Source organism: Rossellomorea sp. NPDC071047 (assembly GCF_050270195.1).
Taxonomy (GTDB): Bacteria; Bacillota; Bacilli; order Bacillales; family Bacillaceae_B; genus Rossellomorea.
Genome location: NZ_JBNNJT010000002.1, coordinates 66,603 through 85,014 on the forward strand (window position 1 = coordinate 66,603; position 18,412 = coordinate 85,014).

The following is an 18,412-nucleotide window of genomic DNA, read 5'->3' on the forward strand; positions in this document are numbered from 1 at the left end:
TTACCTTAAAATAAATGAACGAAAGGAAGAGGAACATGATACTATGCAGCGCACAGGAATTAAGCAAGATGTTTGGAGGACATTTAATATTTGAGGACTTATCCTTTGAAATACCGGAAAGAGCTAGAATCGGTCTCGTTGGCAGAAATGGGACCGGGAAGACGACGATATTTAAATTATTATCAGGAGTCGAATCCCCTGATAAAGGTCTTGTTCATTTTAAAAAGGGATCCAAGGTAGGCTATCTTGCGCAAATCCCTCACTATCCGGAAGGGACGAAAGGACTCAATGTATTGCGCTCTGCGTTTTCTGAATTAATCAAGACCGGTGACCGATTAAAAGAGTTGGAACTTCAAATGGGGACCGAGCATGATGCCGCTACTCTGAACCGTTTATTAGAGGAATACGGGAAAACTCAGGACCGATTCACCCTAGGCGGTGGATATGAAATTGAATCCAATATTTCAAAGATCGTCAATGGATTGGATATCAGTGAACTGGTGGATAAGGACTTTAATGACTGCAGCGGCGGGGAACAAACGAAGCTTTGTTTAGGTTTGATTCTCTTGCAAAAGCCTGATCTCCTGCTCCTTGATGAACCGACGAACCACCTGGATATCGGTGCCGTTGAATGGCTGGAGGATTTTTTGAAAGAGTATGAGGGCACAGTCGTGTGCATTTCACATGATCGTTATTTTCTCGATAACGTGATTACGCAGGTGTATGACTTAGAGGACGGGGAATTGACGATTTATCATACGAATTACTCCGGTTTCGTGAAGGAAAAGGAAGAGCGTTTGATGATTGAGTTTCAAGCGTATCAGGAGCAGCAGAAGAAGATAAAGAAAATGAAGGAAGCGATCAAACGGTTAAGGGAATGGGCGAATCAGGCCAATCCGCCTAATGAAGCTTTGCATAAACGGGCACGTAACATGGAAAGGGCGTTAGAACGGATGGAGAAGATCAAACGCCCGATTCTGGACCGGAAGAAGATGGGATTGGAGTTTGAAGAAAGTGATCGAAGCGGGAAAATCGTGTTTGCCATGGAGGATGCTTCAAAGTCTTATGGAGACAAAAGCTTGTTCAGTAACGCCGATCTCAACGTTCATTTCAAGGATCGTACCGCGATTGTCGGACAGAATGGAACCGGTAAATCAACGATTATCAGAATGCTTCTCGGAGAAGAGACAGCCGATGCAGGTGTTGTGAAAATAGGAAGCAATGTGAAGTTAGGCTATCTTTCCCAGCACTTTACGGTGGAGGATCCAAGTGTTCGTTTGATCGATGCGTTCCGGGAAGAGGTTCCCGTGACAGAGGGGGATGCCCGTCATATTCTCGCCGGGTTCTTATTTTATGGACCGAATGTGTTCAGGAAAGTAGGCCAGCTGAGCGGAGGGGAGAAGATGAGGCTCCGCCTTGCCCAATTGATGCATCAGGACATTAACTTCCTTGTCCTGGATGAACCGACGAATCATCTGGATATTGATTCAAGAGAGGTGTTGGAGGATGCTCTTGAGGACTTTAAAGGCACGATTCTGGCTGTATCTCATGATCGGTACTTTTTAAATAAGTTATTTAAGAAAACGTACTGGATTCATAAGGGTGAACTTTATTTCTTTGATGGTCCTTATAGCTGGGCAAAGGAAAAGCTCCCTGAACTTGTTCCGCTGGAAATGCCTGCAGCTGTTGTGAAGAAAGAAGCACCTCCTAAATCAGCTCCGAAAAAACCGTCGAGGACGGTGGAAGAAATAGAAGCTGAGCTTGAGCGGGTTGAAGAAGAGATTTTTTCCATTGAAGAGATGCTCCTTACACAAGGAGACTTAGACATCCTTCAGGAACTGTATAAGGAAAAAGAACAGAAAGAGCAGGAGCGGGACAAAATGTATGGGGATTTAGAAGAATTAATGGGTTAGTGTAGAGGGAGGTGACGCTGAAGTCATCTCCCTTCCATTATTTCCAATGCCCTTTGTATAATGGAAAAAAGAGAGGATGAGAGTGAATGTTGAAAAAAGAAGTGATCATCATCGGTGGCGGCCTGTCAGGGATCATGGCTGCCAAAACATTAATGGATAATGGCATAACGGATATCATCGTCATTGAAAAGAGTAGAAGTGTAGGTGGGAGACTTGCCACAAGGCGGATCGATGACGGAAAAGCCGATCACGGTGCGCAATTCTTCACCGTGCGCTCCGCAGAACTTCAAGTAGACGTGGAGAAATGGCTCCAGGCAGGCTGGATCAAAAAGTGGTTTGGCGACCCCTACCCGCGCTACACCTCAGTCAATGGAATGAACGCCCTGGCCAAAAAACTGGCCGTAGCACTTCCTATAGAGCTCAATACGAAAGTCTCCTCCATACTGGATGGGAGGGACGGACCTCTGGAAGTGGAACTGGATAACGGTGAAAAGATCCTTGGTGAACATATCATCGTAACGGCCCCTGTTCCTCAAGCCCTTACATTGCTATCTAAGATCGAGAGTAAGGAACTGAGGCATATCACGTTCGCTCCTTGTTTCGTAGGTATGTTCACCTTTGACCAGGAAAGCATCGTACCTGCACCGGGACATAAGGATGAACAGTTGCCCCCTGGAGTAGAACGGGTGGTGGATCATCACAAGAAAGGAATTTCTTCAACCGTAACGGTGAGTGTGTATATGACGGGAGCCTGGTCGAAGAAGCGCTTTGACCTTGAGGACGACACTATTTTGGGTGAAATTCAGAAGGTTGCAGAGCTTCATCTCGGAGAGGGAAATCAACTGGTCGATGCTCAATTGAAACGCTGGAAATATGCAGAGGCAGAAAAAGTCGTTCGCTCCCCTTATGTGGAACTTGGAAGGAATAAGCGTGTGATCGTTTGTGGGGATGTTTTTTTAAGAGAAAATGATGAAGCGGGACGGACACGGTTTGAAAGTGCTTATTTATCCGGGATCTCAGCCGGGGAGAGAGTGGCAGAAAAGCTGAAGGGATCAACACTCTCATGATCCGTGAAAGGTTGATTGTGGGGGTTCAGTATAACCAACATATCATCTAGAAACACTAGAAGAGTACATAAATTCAATGATAAGAAGAGGAAGTAAAAATGAACATACAACTAATGCAAGCGACCCCTGACCATCTCGGCACGATTATGGATGTTTACTTAAGATGTAAAAAAGATCTGGATGAAAAGGGATTACTTCAATGGAATGATCACTATCCAAGCCGTGAATATTTTGAAGAAGAAATGATAAATGGAAATCTATATGTATTCATGATAGATGAAACAATAGCAGGATCCGCGACCCTGAATGAATGGCAGTCTCCGGAGTGGTCCGAGATTCCGTGGCGATTTGCGAACGAGTGGGTGATTCATGCCTTGTTTCTTGATCCCCTTCAGCAGGGGAATGGATTGGGTAAAGTATTCATGGAGAGGTGTGAAGAGCTCGCTCGTGAAAGAGGATTCGGGAGCATCCGGTTAGATGCCTATTCAAGAAACACGGGGGCCAATTACCTTTTTAAAAAATTGGGCTATGAGTACCGGGGATCGGTCTATTTCACTTCTAAACCAGAGGGGCATCAGGAATATCGCTGCTACGAGAAAGCACTGGCTCTTTAAGATTCAATCCTTGTTCAAATGTACCAAGGAAAAGAGTATAGGATAAATGGTATACTTGAAGGTACAGTATGCGCTGAATACGAAAGCAGGGAAGCGATTATATTGACACCGATTTTGGATGAGGCGAAGGCCTTCATTGAGCAATGTTATCAGGAATTAAATAAAAGCGAATCAGACATGGTGCTTCGCTTACAACAAATAGAAGACGAACTAAGTACAGAAGGAACCTATACTCATACAAGGGAAGAGCTTGTACACGGAGCCAAGATGGCGTGGAGAAACAGCAATCGCTGTATTGGAAGGTTGTTTTGGAATTCATTGAACGTGTTCGACGAGCGGGAAGCGTCGACGGAGGACGAGGTGTTCGGAGCGTTAGAGCGCCACCTTGACTATGCTTCCAATAATGGAAGAATTCGTCCGACGATTACCATCTTCAGACCATCTCAGCCACAGCAGCCTGACATCCGATTATGGAATCATCAATTGATCAGGTATGCAGGCTATGTAGAGGATGGGCAGTATGCAGGAGATCCGCATTCCATCGATTTTACAAAGAAATGCGAGGAACTTGGCTGGAAAGGACATGGGACTGACTTCGATGTCCTGCCTTTCGTTGTGCAAATCGGGGACGGACCTCCACAGTGGAAAGAGATTGAAGCTCGCCTTACGTTGGAGGTTCCTCTACGCCACCCAGAATTTGACTGGTTCCAGGATTTGGGGTTGAAGTGGTATGGAGTTCCGATCATTTCTGATATGGAATTGAAAATCGGAGGCATCTCATATAAAGCAGCTCCATTTAACGGCTGGTATATGGAAACGGAAATCGGCGCACGGAACCTTGCGGATGAGAACCGCTATAATCTTTTGCCGAAGGTAGCGAGCTGCATGGGATTGGATATGTCGAGAGCGGCAACGTTGTGGAAAGATAAAGCGCTGATCGAGTTAAATGTCGCCGTACTCCATTCCTTTAAAGAAGATGGAGTCAACATCGTGGATCATCACACGGCTGCCCAGCAATTCCGTTTGTTCGAGGAAAACGAGAAGAGTGCAGAACGTGATGTAACAGGGGATTGGACATGGCTGATTCCGCCTGTGTCGCCGGCAACGACTCATATCTTTCATAAAGAGTACGAGAATAAGTGGAATTCGACGAATTATTTCTATCAGGATGCGCCTTATTAAGGGGAGCTGTTTTCTGTTTCTTACAGAAAGCAGCTTTTTTTAAAACGTAAAGGGCGGGCGTTTGGACACTTCATAATATTGAAACCAAAACCTGAACTCATCAAATAAAACAGGACTATCGAATGTGAAATTCTCAAAGAAATCTTCAACTAATTCTGCGTCTGCATCATCCATAATGCCAGTCACATAAAGAGGCGTCTTGAATCGTCTGTATAAATCCTCATATCCATAAAAGCTGAACAAATCCTCTAATTGTTGTTCGTTCATGATTGTCACCTTCCTTACTACTAGGGTTTCTCTATTTTGTAAAAATATCCATAAAAAAACAGCAGCGGCTGGTGTCCGTGCTGTTTGTCTATTGCTTCAATTCGGTAAAAACGACCAGCCGTTTGCTGTAGTTTCTTGAGGAACGGTCAAAGTCACCTGTGCAAGTGATCAAATTAAGGGTGCTTGCGTGGGAGTATCCGAAAATCGATTGAAGAGGGGCGTCATTCCAAGGATATTCCTTCATATCCGTTACAACGAAGATGCGGTCATCACCATCTTTATTTTTAACAATGATTTCATCACCTTTTGAAAGTTTGTTAAGGTTATAAAAAATAGCAGGGCCATTCCGGCTGTCCACATGACCACCTATGACAGCATTTCCAGGTTCGCCCGGCTTGTATCCGCCTTCGTACCAGCCAGTCTTCTCGAAACTTTCGGTAACGTCCATTTCCCCGTTTTCTTTTAATCCGACAGCTTCTACTGGTGCCGATAAATCGATTGCAGGAATTTCAATGGTCGTTGGCACGATTCCGCTTCGCTCATCTTTAATGATCGTATCAGCAAATGGGGAAGGGGAAGTGGTGGTACTAGCCTTTTGAGCTTTCGGCTTTTCCTCGGCTGTTTGCGTGGCCGCTTTTTCCTCTTGGGAACTTGAACTAAATCCCGAAGAACAGGCAGAAATGGGCAATAGTACAAGCACAAGTAGTACAACCCTCATAGTATACATTATGTGAAGCCACTCCTTTCATCTTCACACTGGGGGACGGACCTTAATAGGTCCGTCCCTCTCATCATTTAACATTATTTTTTGTGTGTAGCGTATTTTTTCATTCCCAGTGTCGTTCCACCAGCGATGATTAAGAGGGCTGCAAGAAGGAATTCGAATGGGAATTCGTTTCCGGCTGTTCCACCCATACCAGTGTTTGGCATTTCAGAAGGCATATTGGCTTTGAATTTGTCAGGGAACTGATCAGCAAACGCTCCTGATAATCCTTTTGCCGGATTAAGCATATGCTCATACGCCATTCGGATTTGATCCCATGACTTTTCGTAATCCCCGGCTGCATAGCTGTCGAATGCTCCGACCAGCTGCTCAACGTGCATTTGAAGTCCTTCTGCCAGGGCATCAGATTTCAAGCGGCCATCCGTTGCCGTTTCAAGGAATTTGGAGAATTCTGCACGATATCCATCCAGATTCTTAAGGGCTTCTTCTTTTGCTGCTTCGTCTTCAGCACCTGTTGCTTCTACATAATCAACGAAGAATCCGATATGCTTGGACCACATATCTTTAAATTGGTTACCTGCTTCTTCTCCGTATACAGAAGCAATCGCTGCAGACAGGTCCTCAGTATTTGCATTCAGGGCACCAACAGAAGCATCGAAATCTTCTGATCCGTCAATCCCGTTTTGCATCGCCATCGTCGCAAGGGCAGCATGCTCTGTTAACAGGTGGTTAAGAGTTGACCGTAAGTCCGTTGCCGGTGTAACAGCCATCGTATTTTCGAATTTGTCAGGGTATTGATCTGTGATGGCACTTGATAATCCTTTTGATACCATTCCCATATGTCCGATTGCCTCACGCTCGTATTCGTAAGCCTTTTCATAATCTCCGGCTACATAACTATCAAATGCACCGATCAGTTGGTTGATATGCATTTGAAGTCCTTCTGCCAAACTATCAGATTTTAAACGTTCACCAGTTGCCGTTTCAAGGAAGGTAGAGAACTCTTCTTTGTAGCCTGCAAGATTTGCAAGTGCTTCGTCTTTTGCCGCTTGATCATCAGCACCCGTTGCTTTTACATAATCAACGAAAAACCCGATGTGATTCGTCCAGATGGTGTTGAATTGATTACCGGCTTCTTCACCGTATACAGAAGCGATGGCTCCTTTTAAATCAGCTGCGTTATCATTCAGGGCCCCGGCCGCTGCATCAAAATCTTCAGCACCTTCAGCTCCACGTCTCATTGCTTCCACCGCTAAGTATGCATGCTCAGTAAGTAAGTGATCTAAGGTTGTTCTTAATTCTCCTGCTGGAGTATCCACTTTCGCCTCATGTGAATGATCTTCACCGTTGTGGGCAGAAACTGTACCTACAGTCGGTACTAGTAATGTCATACTTAATGGGACTGCTAAATAACTTTTTTTCATTTTCATAATGGAATCTCTCCTTTTTTTATATTTTCATAGAGCTAACGACAGAAGTTTAAACATGGATCACATTTTTTAAAATTTCTTTCTATTATTTTTTAATAGGGGTGAAAAGTAGGGTGTAAAAGATACAGGGATAGAGGTTCTTATACTATGTAGCCCGCTTAAAAAAGTAGAAAAGAATAATGAATAGAAACTGTTTAATATTTGTATAACTTCTGTTACATAGGACTTATTTCCCTGGTACGAATTTCTCAAACATTTCGATAGGCGAAAAACACGAAATAATTACTTCTAGAAATGAAAAAAGCCCGGCAGTACAGGACTGCCCGGCGAAAAAACATTTATTGAATTTTTTTATATTTCCGAAGCTAACACAATGTCCCCCTGAGGTAACTGGCTGTTCGCATCAGGCTCAAGGGTGATGGCCACTGTATCCCAATCTTTCTTCGTGAACTCTTCGTTAAATTTGAATACGACAGAACCTTTGCCATCCTTACTCGTGACAAATGTTCCGGCACGCTCAGGTTTATCATCTTTAATGAGCCAGACCTGATACACCTCTTCTTTAGTGAGATCCTGAAGCTCAGAAGCCTGGACCACCATGCTTGTTTGTTCACCCTGCTTGATGATACTTGCCGTACCTTTGGCATTTCCACTGACACTAGCCAGGTCGACATATTGTATCACCTGATCGATGGTTGCTTGTTCAACCACTTCGTTCTGGTCCTCGATCTGTGTAAACAGATACGCATTCCCGATTAAGGAAAGGGCCAGGGCTGCTGCGACAGAAGGAAGGAACCATGATCTCTTTTTCTTATTGGAGAAAGGTTCGACGTTAGCCTTTGGCTTCTCTTCACCCAGAATGTTAGCCAAAACACGGTCTTCCAGGTCTTTGGGAGGCTCGACAACATCAGATGCGAAAGGCATATACTCTGCCAGATGCTCCAGTTCATGAAGTTCTTCCTGACACTGGGGACAGCTTTCCAGATGCTTTTCAAATTGTGCTCTCTCAATTTCAGATAAATGACCGTTGTAGTAATCCAGTAAGTATTCGCATTGGTGTGTAGTCATTCGAATTGACCTCCTTTCCCTTTAAGACACGTGTGTAAATGCTTTAGCGCCAAACGGATCCTTCCTTTGACAGTTCCTAGTGGAGTGTCAGTTGAATCGGCAATGGATTGTTGTGTCAATCCTTTGAAGTAAAATAATTGCACAATGTTTTGCTGATCATCCTTCAACGACTGGATACACTCCCGAATCGCTGCTCCTTTTTCTTTCCATTCCAACTGATCGGCAGGAGTTTCATGGGTCACTTGCAGGGAGTCTTTCTCTATATATTCAACAGACTCATGTTTCTTTCGCCTGCGGATCGCATCAAGGCAGGTATTTCTCGTCATCGTTAACAGCCATGATGAAAATTTTCCTTTACTGTGGTCATAGGGAGAGTGCTTTTTCCAGAGTTTCATAAATACCTCTTGAATCACTTCCTCTGCAATTTCCCGATCACCCGTCATTTTATAAGAGAATGAATAAATCAGTTTTTCGTATTGTTGATAAAGTTGTCGTAATGCTGTTGAATCCTGGGCTAATACTTGCTGATACAGTTCTATATCGTGACGATCATTGGGCATAATACGCTCCTTATCTTTGACATATAAAATAAGGATACTAAACAACGGAGAGGAACTCAATTTTAATAAGCTAACGAATGGAATTAGATTTTGGATCATAAATGTTTGAAAAAAATGTTAGTGGGGTAAATAGGGGGATTTGGGATTGATAACAAGATGAGGCTGGGACAAAACTAAAAAATCACGAAATAAAGACGAACAATAGAAGTGTAGGTTCTTAATGCCGCTAATGATTTCCGTGCAAGACTACGCTTTCCGCGGGTAGCCCGTGAGCCTCCTCGGCAAGCCTGCGGGGTCTCACATAAGCTACTTTTCCCGCAGGAGTCTTCGTCTTGCACTCCAATCAACCGCTGGAGACTGCTAAAATCAAATGGACCAAAAATAAATAATAAACCCGAACCAATCTGCCTCTAAAAAGCGGATTGGTTCGGGTTTTACTTAGACTAAAACACTTTTGTCCCAGCCTTATCTTGTGTTTATTTTACTTTTTGCAATTTGTGAATCACGGATAGGGAACGTCCTGTGCCGATTGCCACTGACTCCAATGGGTTTGGAGCTAAGTGAACCGGTACAACGATTTCCTGGCTCAACCAATCTTGAAGTCCGTTCAGAAGTGCTCCACCACCAGTCAGAATCACACCGCGGTCTACAATGTCCCCACTTAGTTCAGGAGGACAATTTTCCAATGTCGCACGGATCGTTTCCAAGATGTGAAGAAGAGATTCTTTTAACGCATCCTGAATTTCGTTTGATGATAGTTCGATTGTTTTTGGAAGGCCCGTCACCAGGTCACGTCCACGAATATCCATCGTTCTTTCTTCATGGTCGATCAATGCTTGACCGACTTCGATCTTCACTAATTCAGCGGTTCTTTCACCAATCAACAGATTGTAACGTTTGCGAACGTACTGAACGATATCTTCATCCATTTGATCCCCACCGATACGGATCGTGTTACAGGAAACAACGCCACCGTAAGAGATGATCGCTACTTCCGTCGTTCCGCCACCGATATCAACGATTACGTTGGCAACAGGCTCACCTACAGGCAAGTCAGCACCGATGGCAGCAGCTACAGGTTCTTCAATAAGGGTCACGGATTTCGCGCCGCTTCCTCTCACGGCATCCTGAATCGCTCTTCTCTCAACACTTGTAGCACCAGAAGGAGTACAAACAACTACCGTTGGCTTGCGAATAGAGAATCCAAGTTTTTTACTCGCTTTTTTCATCACTTGTTTTAACATTTCAGTTGTCACGTCAAAGTCGGCAATCACACCATCTTTAAGCGGGCGTACTGCCACGATTTTCCCAGGCGTTTTCCCGATCATGCTCTTGGCTTCGGTTCCAACCGCCAATACCGTTTTATTCTCTGTGTCGATTGCGACAACAGATGGTTCATTAAGTATAATTCCTTTATTTTTACTATAAACAAGTATATTTGCAGTTCCTAAATCGATACCAATTTCAGAGTTTGATAACATCAATATTCCTCCAACTATAAGAATTCTAGACAGTATAACCTTCTATACAGTATAGGAGATTTTTGAGGGTTATGAAGGTGGAGATATTTACCACCGACAAATTATTACAAAGTATGACAGAAGTGAAAGCGTTCTTAAAAAAGTGAAAGTGTATAATGGAGGGGTTTTATATACCTATACGGGTACGCGGGGACGGACCTTGATTTATTGTTCGTTAAAAAAATTTAAACGTTCTGTAATATAGATAGGGATGTTTGGAGTAGTCGAATGGTGGTGAATGGATCTTTCTGGAGACACGGGTGGTCATATGGGATGGGGCTTAGGTGAAAATGAAGGGAAGGGGAGTCTTGTAGCCTATTTCTTTTAAAAGAAAAAATGCCCCACTAAGAGGCATTTTTCCATTATCAAAGCGTAAACCGCTCCAACTCTTTTTTCATTTCTGCTGTCATTCCGTTCAATTTTCCTACTTGTTCATTCATTTGTTCGAAGTACCTCAGCTGCTCTTCTGTAGAAGAAGAGATTTCTTCCGTTCCGGCAGCGGTTTCCTCTGTGATTGCCGAGATGTTTTCAATGGCTGCAATCACCTGATTGGTACGCTCATTCGAAGCTTGCATGCCATTTTCAAGTTGGACTAGGTTTTCATAAATGGTTGAAACGTTTCCGGAGATGTCTTTAAACGCATCCTCTGTCACACTCATGGAGTCCACTTGCTGGGTGGAAAGGGATTTTCCTTTTTGAGAAGCTTCCATAATAGAGTGGATGCCATTTTTGATATTCCCGACCATGTTACCGATTCGCTCGGTTGCAACGGATGAGTCTTCTGCCAGTTTTCGGACTTCCTGGGCAACGACGGCGAATCCTTTCCCTGCGTCCCCGGCTCTGGCTGCTTCGATTGCTGCGTTTAGTGCTAAGAGATTTGTTTGATCGGCAATTTCCCTGACCGCATGGGAGGCATGTTCGATTTCACCGGTATATTGGGCAAAATGTTCGATGGAATCCATGATGGATGAAGAAGATTCAGCGATCATTTCAGCAAATTCCTGCTGCTTATTTAAGGATGCCCGGCCATGCTTCACCGAATCCAATGCCACTTTACTGCTTGCGGATGATTCTCCGCTTTGTCTCACATTCTGGGCAAAATCATCACCCATCAGAGACATTAAAGCAGCCGTTGATTGGATGTCTTCAGAGATGGATTGACTTCCTTTTGCCAGTTCTTCAGTGGAAACCGCCACCTGGTTGCTGCTTTCTGCCAAACTCGTCATTTGTGAGCGTACATCCTGGGTGAACTTCTCTACATTTGATCCGATATCATGGACGGATTGAACCGTACTCCGCAGGTTCAGAACCATATGGTGAAAAGCCGTTTGGAGTTTGTCCACTTCAAATTTACTGTTTTTCTCTTTAATTGAATCAACTGAAATCGTTAAATCCCCATTGGCCATCTTTTCAGCGTTATCCACCATAATATTTAAAGGCTTCACAATTCGATGTGTCAGTAAAGTAGATGCTGTCATAGAAAGGATGATGGTTAAGATGAATCCGATCACTGACACCCACACAATAAATTCAATTTGCCTCTTGTTTTCTTTTAAAAGGCTTTGATACCAATCATTTGTTTGTTTCGTTAATAGATACATATCATTCAGGACGCCGGAGATGCGGATCGACTGTCGTTTGATCTCCGCTTTGTTCATTTCAGTGAGAGCAGCATCTGAGACAGTCTTCAAATCTGTGAATTTCGTCTCGATGGAGGAAAGCGTTTCTTGCTGATTTTTAACGGTCAAAAGCTTTTTCAAAACGGAGATCTGCGTAGAAGTTTGTTCCAGCATACCTTCTACCATTTGTTTGTTTTCTGCCGTTGAATTGACGGAGTAATTGGATAGTGCCTGCTTTGCCACAATCAAATCTCCCCGCAATGTCTCTGTTTCAAGAAGCACTTGTACATCTTCATTAGCAGAATTTTGCAGAGAAATCAATTGAGAGACGATGTATCCAATGATAATCGTCGAAAGGATAAGGGGGATAAGTCCCAAAATCAGTAATCGTTTTTTTAATGCCATGAGAATACTCCTTAGATGAGATTTATTGCAATTTAATTGTAATGTCCCCAGAGATGATTTTGTCTTTAGCGTCTTCTAGTTGTTTTGTTTCTTCAGGAGACAAGCTCGTGACACGAATGGGGGCTAGTCCCACTCCATCTTCTTTGAGCCCCAGCTCATAGGCTTGTTGAGTTATTTTTTGATTTGAAATGAGTTCATTTGTAATGTTGAAAACCGCGTTATCCACTTTTTTGACCATGGACGTAACAACCGACTTTTCGGCAATGAAGTATTGATCCGAGTCGACCCCTCCAGATAAAATGCCTGCTTTTTGCGCAGCCTGAATCGCTCCCACGCCTGTAAAACCAGCGGCAGGATAAATAAAATCGGCGCCTTGTTTCATTTGGTTCTCCGCTATTTTCCCGCCAAGCTCAGCGTCACCAAAGTTGTCGGCGTTATCCTTCAATACCTTTATGGAAGGATTGATGTACTGAGCCCCTTGTTCGAATCCTTTTTCAAAACGTTGAATGACAGGAACATCGGCTCCACTAATGAATCCAATCGTGTTGCTTTTTGATTTCATAGCTGCCACCATTCCGAGAAGGAAGCTGCCTTCATGTTCTTTAAACGTAATGGATGTGATATTATCCACATCTGAAAATCCGTCTATCAATAGAAACTTCTGGTCAGGATTTTCTATTGCAATCTTTTCAATGGCATCTTGAATCGAAAATCCAAGTCCGATCACAAGCTCATGCTTCTGATCGACAAGCTCCTGAAGTGCCTCTTCAAAGTTTCCATCCGGTGCTTCTCTATAATCAAATAAAATACCTAATTCATCCCGTGCCCTTTCTAACCCTCTAAATGCTGAATCGTTAAACGATCCATCTCCAAGCCCTGTGTCAGAGAGAAGAATTCCAATACTCTGCTGCTTTTCTATACTCGCTTCTTCCGTCATGGGCGTGGAACATCCCGCCACAACAAGCATGACAAAAAGAAACATGCTGATTATTCTTTTCAAAACACTACCTCCAAAAATAAAAATTGAGACATTCACATGTCCGTCCCTCTGTATTATCGGAGGGACGGACCTATTTTGAAGGGGAGGAGGGAAAAAAGTGTTGTGGGGGTGATTGGAGTTTACGGGGTGAGTGTGTGGTGTGGTTGTGTACATTGGTTTGGTAATGTTATTTGGATATTCACCATTATTTGGTGGGGAATCGGCAACTAAAATGGATAATTACAATTATCTGGTGTGGAACTACAATTGATATGATCGGAAAAGGGGGAGGGGATGGATTTTGGAAGGGAAATGAGAAGCGTTTTAGACATCGGACGCAAGATATCAGCGGAATTTGCCTTTTATCAGCGAAATTTTCAAAATATCAGCGAAATCAGACCTTTATCAGCGTAATTCCACATATATCAGCGAAGTGCTGATTCGTCGTATTAATTTAGGCTATGAATTTTCGTACGATTAATATTCGGCAGGAGACCGGATTCCAAGTTAACGGCGGAAATCCTATTTTAACGGCGGAATTTTCAATATAACGGCGAAATCTCACTTTTAACGGCGAATTTTCAAATATATCGGCGAACGGATTCTTCCACAAAAAAAGAGATGCTCTCTACAAGCATCTCTCCTTCATCAATACGCTTTACGGAAAAACTCCGCAAGCTCCTGACTATGTTTTTTGCGTGCTTTACGGTGCTCAGCACGGTTCTTGGCGGTTTCGTTCAGCCATTTCTCTTCTTCAGTTTCCGGCACGACTTCCGCAATGACGGCTGGTTTATTGCCTTCTAAAGCAACAAAGGTCAAGAAAGAGATGGCTGCCACATTGGTTTCTCCTGTTAGAAGCACCTCTGAAGTGACCTTCACGCAAACCTCCATGGAGCTGCGACCGGTATATGTGACCATCGCTTCCAAAGTCACAGCATCCCCTACTTTTATGGGCTGCAGGAAGTCGACGGAATCTGTTGAAGCCGTTACGACGGGCTTGCGGGCGTGACGAGTAGCGGCAATGGAGGCCACGTCGTCTATATAGGCCATCAGTTTTCCACCAAACAGTGTACCATGATGGTTGGTGTCAGGTGGAAGAACGTGGGTCGTTTTACTTGTTTTCGTTTCTTTCATAAACTTTTTTTCTCTCAATGAATTCACCTTCCGTTGTCAATGTGAAAAAAGATTGCTACCTTATACTATTCACTAAAGGGGGGCGGAAGAAACATAATCGAGAAAAAATTATAGAAATATACTAATGACAATGGCCGTTATGAAGCTCGCCAGTGTACCGGCTATGATGGCCTTCAAGCTTAATTTAGAAACCATTGGACGCTGTGTCGGCTCCAAAGAACCTAATCCGACAATCAATTGACCGATCGAAGACAGGTTCGCAAAGTTACAAAGAGCAACGGATAGTATCGCAACAGTCTTCGGTGAAAGTTCGCTCATCATTCCTGAAAGTTCTTTGTATGCGACGAATTCATTAACAGAAAGCTTCGTCCCGATAATGGAGGCAGCACGGAACGCTTCATCCATTGGAATACCGACGAGAAGAGCCAGTGGATAGAACAGGTAGCCGAAGACCGCGGAAAGACTCATATCGACAGCACCCAGTAATCCGTTGACGAGAGCAAGGATCCCGATAAAAGCTATGAGCAGTCCACCAATATTGATTGCCAGCTGAGTACCACTCAGGGCACCTTCCGAAATCGCTTCGAATACGTTCGTATGAGTGGTTTTCCCTAACGAAATATCTCCATTCGTCCTGGACTCTTCTGTTTCTGGTTCGATGATTTTGGCAATCACAAGAGAGACGATAGGTACACTAAAGACGGATAGAAGAAGGAATTTCATGTCGATTCCCATCAAGGAATATCCGATTAAAATCGCTCCACTTGCCGAAGCTGTTCCCCCAACCATCACGGCAAAAAGTTCAGAACGCGTCAGCTTAGCTAAATAAGGCTTGATCAAAAGGGGAGCCTCTGCTAATCCAAGAAAGGAATTTCCGATTGCATTAAACGACTCAACCTTTGTTGTCCCAAGGATCTTACCCAATCCAATTCCGATATATTTTACAAAGAATGGAATGATGCGTAAGTAGTAAAGTGCTGAAATGAGTGCAGAAATAAAGATGATCGCACCCAGAACATTGATTGCGAAGACAAATGAAATGTTCGTTCCCTTCTCAAAAAATCCTCCGAACACGAACATGATTCCTTCATTGCTGTAGTCGATGACTTTCTGTACGCCCAGGGCAGCTTTTTTCAAAATGGTTTGTCCGAATGGGACTTTTAATACAAATAAGACAAGCAGGAATTCCAGGCAGATCCCAATGATGATCGTACGCCATTGAATGCTTGATCGGTTGCTGCTCAGCAGCCAGGCCAAAAATAGAACTCCAAGTAATGATAAGATGCCATATACTAAACTCATAATACAATCCCCCAAAATGTAATCTTCAACGAATTCTCAGTTTGTGTGGTATGATGTCAGACCTCTCGAGAAAATAAAAAAGTGCATGAAGACATTCTCTATTAAATAGGGAAAGTCTCCATACACATACAGCATATAGAAAAGACTTTCCTTATAGTCCGGCACTTTACGGCTGCCAGGTAGAGACTTATGGTCCATATCACCATAGATATATAAGGAATTCGTATGAAGTTGATTTGAAATATGTTTTCTACTCTATCACACGACTGAACACTATCACAATGGTTTTTAAAAAAGAAAAGCATGGAAAAACGTGGTGATTCTTTTTCACTATTTTTAACAAAATTCCAAAAAAAAGAGGGACGGACCTTCATTCCTATGACCAGGTCATAGGAATCGAGGTCCGTCCCTCTCTTGTGTCTTCTTATTTTGTACGTTCTAATAGGTTTGCAAGAACGTGTTTTTTGTAGGATTCTACATAGCGTTCCTCGTAGTGGCGTACGCCTGCTTTTTTTAGTTCTTGTACGTACCAGCCTTTGCTTCCGATATGCATTGAAATCAACATCCTTTCTTTGCTTGTTATTGATTGGAATCTCCGACTAGCTCTTCGTATGAGCTACGTTAAGATTGCTTACGGTTGTACATTGTAACATCTCATATTTCATGAAAAAAGGGGGTAAAGGGAATTTTTCGGATTCATCCTTTTCTGAAAATTTTTCAGGGAAAATTATTTTTTTTGAAAAAAAGTGATCCAAAATTGAACCACCTTCGTTAGCTTTGTGAAAATTGGATGGAGGGTGCCGGTCTCAGGTACACCACACCCCAAAAAAGCGAATCGGAAGGAGGTGACAAGACGCAGTGCATAAACGCCTAATTCAGGCTTTGCTATTTCTGGGAGTCATCAGTATACCCACTTTTGCTTCTGCAGATGGCGGACTTCTCTCCAATGTGACAAATGAAGTCGACGCTGTCACTGATGAAGCAACGTCAACCGTGAATGAAGCCGTATCCGCTCCTGACGAGGAGAAGGACAAACCTTCCATTGAAGAGAAAAGTAAAACTTCAAAGGAGGAGAATCAATCAAAAGGGAATATACTCTCGGGTACAGTTGATTCAGTGACAGAAATGGTTGATCAGACGACTGGGACCGTTTCAAATAAAGTGAATTCTGCAACCAAAACGGTCGGAAATACTGTAGACAAAACCGTGGAACGTACAACAAAACCGGTTACCGATATCGTAGGGGAATCAGCGGCTCCTGTAACGGAAACGGTGAACAATACAACGAAGTCCGTTACCAATACTGTTGAAGAAACAACGAAATCGGTAAGCAATACAGTTGAATCGACAACCAATACGGTCACGAACACGGTGGAAGAAACGACAGAACCAGTTACAGATTCTTTGTCAGACGATGAGCCTTTATTAGAAGTCGATCTATCAGAAGATCCTGAAGTGAAAGTAAATGCAGGGATTGTCGATGTCGACGTTTCTAAGGATCCACAAGTAAAAGTGGATACAGGAGTAGTAGAAGCAGATGTTTCAGACGAACCATCTGTTGAAGTGGACACTGGAATCGTTGAAACAGAAGTAAACGATGAGCCATCGGTTGACATTAAGGTGGATGAGAAAGTAGAAGTGGAGAAAGAAGATGTTCAGGATGTTCAGAAGGAAACATTCAAAAAAGATGTCCCTGATGAAAATTCCATTAGAATTAGCAAAGCAAAACAACTAAAAGACTCAATACTTACCAAACCGGCTAAAGTTGAGGCAAAGGAAGCCTTCAAGGTTGAAGAACCGAAAAACCAGAAGGAACGTCCTTTCACACCTGCCAAAAAGATGGAACCGGTATTAACGACAACAACCACTAATTCCACAAGTCAGCCTTCAAGCACGAGTGGAATGAATGGGCAAACCACCGGATCTAGCTCTTTATGGTATGTGTCGGACCAGCAAGCAGGGGCCGTCAATTTCCAAAAAGCCAATTTATATGAGAAAAAGAATCTTTATTATGATCAATGGTTAAACGCACCACCGTCCCAACCACCTCAGGCAATCTCTTCTTTTCAAAGGTATATAAACTAAAAACTTTTAAAAGGAGAGAAAAATAAAATGAGAAAAAGCGTATTTAGAACATTAGTAATGACAGGTGGATTAGCAGCAAGTCTTGCAATCGGAGGTCAAACAAGCTTAGCAGCAGGTAATGATTCTCTGCTTAACAGCAATGATGGAATACTGGAAGACGTCAACATCCTGGATTCTGAAGAGGGTCTATTAAATGGATTAAACATCGGTGGATCAGATGAAGAATCGAATACGGATGCAAATGCTGATGCTGATGCAAATGTCGTAAACGAAACCGTCGTCGATGAAGAGAATGATTCTGTTACTACGAATAATGGTGCAGAAGCGACTTCAGATGTAAACGCAGCGGTTGAAGGAGAAGACGAATCAGCAGAAGTGAATGCAGATACGGACGCTGCTGCTATGAACGAAACAATGGTAGAAGAAGATTCAGCTACTTCAAAAACAGAAGCGGGAGCATCACAGGATGTAAACGCAGCGGTTGAAGGAGAAGATGAATCGGCAAAAGTGAATGCAGATACGGATGCAGCTGTTATGAACGAA

The 18,412-nt window shown here is 43.3% G+C and carries 17 protein-coding genes and 1 riboswitch; of the genes, 6 read left to right on the plus strand and 11 right to left on the minus strand.

The window, feature by feature from the left end; translation table 11 throughout:
- Window positions 1-35: 35 nt before the first annotated feature.
- The 4 genes from abc-f (at window position 36) to ACQKFO_RS08105 (ending at window position 4,776) form a co-directional block, all read left to right on the plus strand.
- Entirely contained in the window at window positions 36-1,913 is a 1,878-nt protein-coding gene (gene abc-f / locus ACQKFO_RS08090; RefSeq protein ID WP_427597880.1) for a ribosomal protection-like ABC-F family protein, read from the plus strand.
- An 86-nt stretch (window positions 1,914-1,999) separates the two neighbouring features.
- Window positions 2,000-2,980, plus strand: coding sequence for an NAD(P)/FAD-dependent oxidoreductase (locus ACQKFO_RS08095; protein ID WP_427597881.1), 981 nt, complete (start codon window positions 2,000-2,002; stop codon window positions 2,978-2,980).
- A 98-nt stretch (window positions 2,981-3,078) separates the two neighbouring features.
- The gene (locus tag ACQKFO_RS08100; RefSeq protein WP_427597882.1) at window positions 3,079-3,594 is read left to right on the plus strand and encodes an N-acetyltransferase family protein; all 516 of its coding nucleotides are present in this window, start codon (window positions 3,079-3,081) and stop codon (window positions 3,592-3,594) included.
- A 102-nt stretch (window positions 3,595-3,696) separates the two neighbouring features.
- Window positions 3,697-4,776, plus strand: a complete 1,080-nt coding sequence (locus ACQKFO_RS08105) for a nitric oxide synthase oxygenase (protein WP_427597883.1) — start codon at window positions 3,697-3,699, stop codon at window positions 4,774-4,776.
- A 39-nt stretch (window positions 4,777-4,815) separates the two neighbouring features.
- Here the strand turns inward: ACQKFO_RS08105 and ACQKFO_RS08110 are convergent, their stop codons facing one another.
- From ACQKFO_RS08110 to ACQKFO_RS08160, 11 genes are all read right to left on the minus strand, one after another.
- On the minus strand, window positions 4,816-5,043 hold the full coding sequence (locus ACQKFO_RS08110; protein WP_427597884.1) for a hypothetical protein: 228 nt from the start codon (window positions 5,041-5,043) through the stop codon (window positions 4,816-4,818).
- 88 nt (window positions 5,044-5,131) lie between these two features.
- Window positions 5,132-5,770 carry a class F sortase gene (locus ACQKFO_RS08115; RefSeq protein WP_427597885.1) on the minus strand — a complete coding sequence of 213 codons (639 nt, stop codon included), beginning with the start codon at window positions 5,768-5,770 and terminating at the stop codon, window positions 5,132-5,134.
- 74 nt (window positions 5,771-5,844) lie between these two features.
- Window positions 5,845-7,197, minus strand: a complete 1,353-nt coding sequence (locus ACQKFO_RS08120; RefSeq protein WP_427597887.1) for a copper amine oxidase — start codon at window positions 7,195-7,197, stop codon at window positions 5,845-5,847.
- Window positions 7,198-7,548: 351 nt separating this feature from the next.
- Window positions 7,549-8,265: an anti-sigma factor gene (locus tag ACQKFO_RS08125; RefSeq protein ID WP_427597888.1), complete on the minus strand. Its 717-nt coding sequence runs from the start codon at window positions 8,263-8,265 to the stop codon at window positions 7,549-7,551.
- Window positions 8,262-8,825 (minus strand): RNA polymerase sigma factor, encoded by a 564-nt coding sequence (locus tag ACQKFO_RS08130; RefSeq protein ID WP_427597889.1) that lies wholly within the window; start codon window positions 8,823-8,825, stop codon window positions 8,262-8,264. Before ACQKFO_RS08130 ends, ACQKFO_RS08125 begins: the two co-directional genes overlap by 4 nt.
- Window positions 8,826-9,301: 476 nt before the next feature.
- A complete protein-coding gene (gene mreBH / locus ACQKFO_RS08135; RefSeq protein ID WP_034761217.1) occupies window positions 9,302-10,306 on the minus strand; it encodes a rod-share determining protein MreBH in 1,005 nt (334 codons plus the stop codon).
- A 404-nt stretch (window positions 10,307-10,710) separates the two neighbouring features.
- Window positions 10,711-12,369: a methyl-accepting chemotaxis protein gene (locus ACQKFO_RS08140; protein WP_427597890.1), complete on the minus strand. Its 1,659-nt coding sequence runs from the start codon at window positions 12,367-12,369 to the stop codon at window positions 10,711-10,713.
- Window positions 12,370-12,391: 22 nt separating this feature from the next.
- On the minus strand, window positions 12,392-13,369 hold the full coding sequence (locus ACQKFO_RS08145; RefSeq protein WP_427597891.1) for a BMP family ABC transporter substrate-binding protein: 978 nt from the start codon (window positions 13,367-13,369) through the stop codon (window positions 12,392-12,394).
- A 627-nt stretch (window positions 13,370-13,996) separates the two neighbouring features.
- Window positions 13,997-14,500: an acyl-CoA thioesterase gene (locus ACQKFO_RS08150; RefSeq protein WP_113968670.1), complete on the minus strand. Its 504-nt coding sequence runs from the start codon at window positions 14,498-14,500 to the stop codon at window positions 13,997-13,999.
- 90 nt (window positions 14,501-14,590) lie between these two features.
- Window positions 14,591-15,784, minus strand: coding sequence for a NupC/NupG family nucleoside CNT transporter (locus ACQKFO_RS08155; protein ID WP_427597892.1), 1,194 nt, complete (start codon window positions 15,782-15,784; stop codon window positions 14,591-14,593).
- Between the two features lie 134 nt (window positions 15,785-15,918).
- A riboswitch (purine riboswitch) is annotated at window positions 15,919-16,020 on the minus strand.
- A 188-nt stretch (window positions 16,021-16,208) separates the two neighbouring features.
- The gene (locus ACQKFO_RS08160; protein WP_082386245.1) at window positions 16,209-16,337 is read right to left on the minus strand and encodes a YflJ family protein; all 129 of its coding nucleotides are present in this window, start codon (window positions 16,335-16,337) and stop codon (window positions 16,209-16,211) included.
- A gap of 305 nt (window positions 16,338-16,642) precedes the next feature.
- On the opposite strand from ACQKFO_RS08160, the gene ACQKFO_RS08165 reads away from it, so the two are divergent.
- Together ACQKFO_RS08165 and ACQKFO_RS08170 are read left to right on the plus strand one after the other, a co-directional pair.
- The gene (locus ACQKFO_RS08165; RefSeq protein ID WP_427597893.1) at window positions 16,643-17,869 is read left to right on the plus strand and encodes a hypothetical protein; all 1,227 of its coding nucleotides are present in this window, start codon (window positions 16,643-16,645) and stop codon (window positions 17,867-17,869) included.
- 27 nt (window positions 17,870-17,896) lie between these two features.
- A partial coding sequence (locus ACQKFO_RS08170) for a hypothetical protein (RefSeq protein ID WP_427597894.1) occupies window positions 17,897-18,412 on the plus strand: 516 nt, incomplete at its 3' end.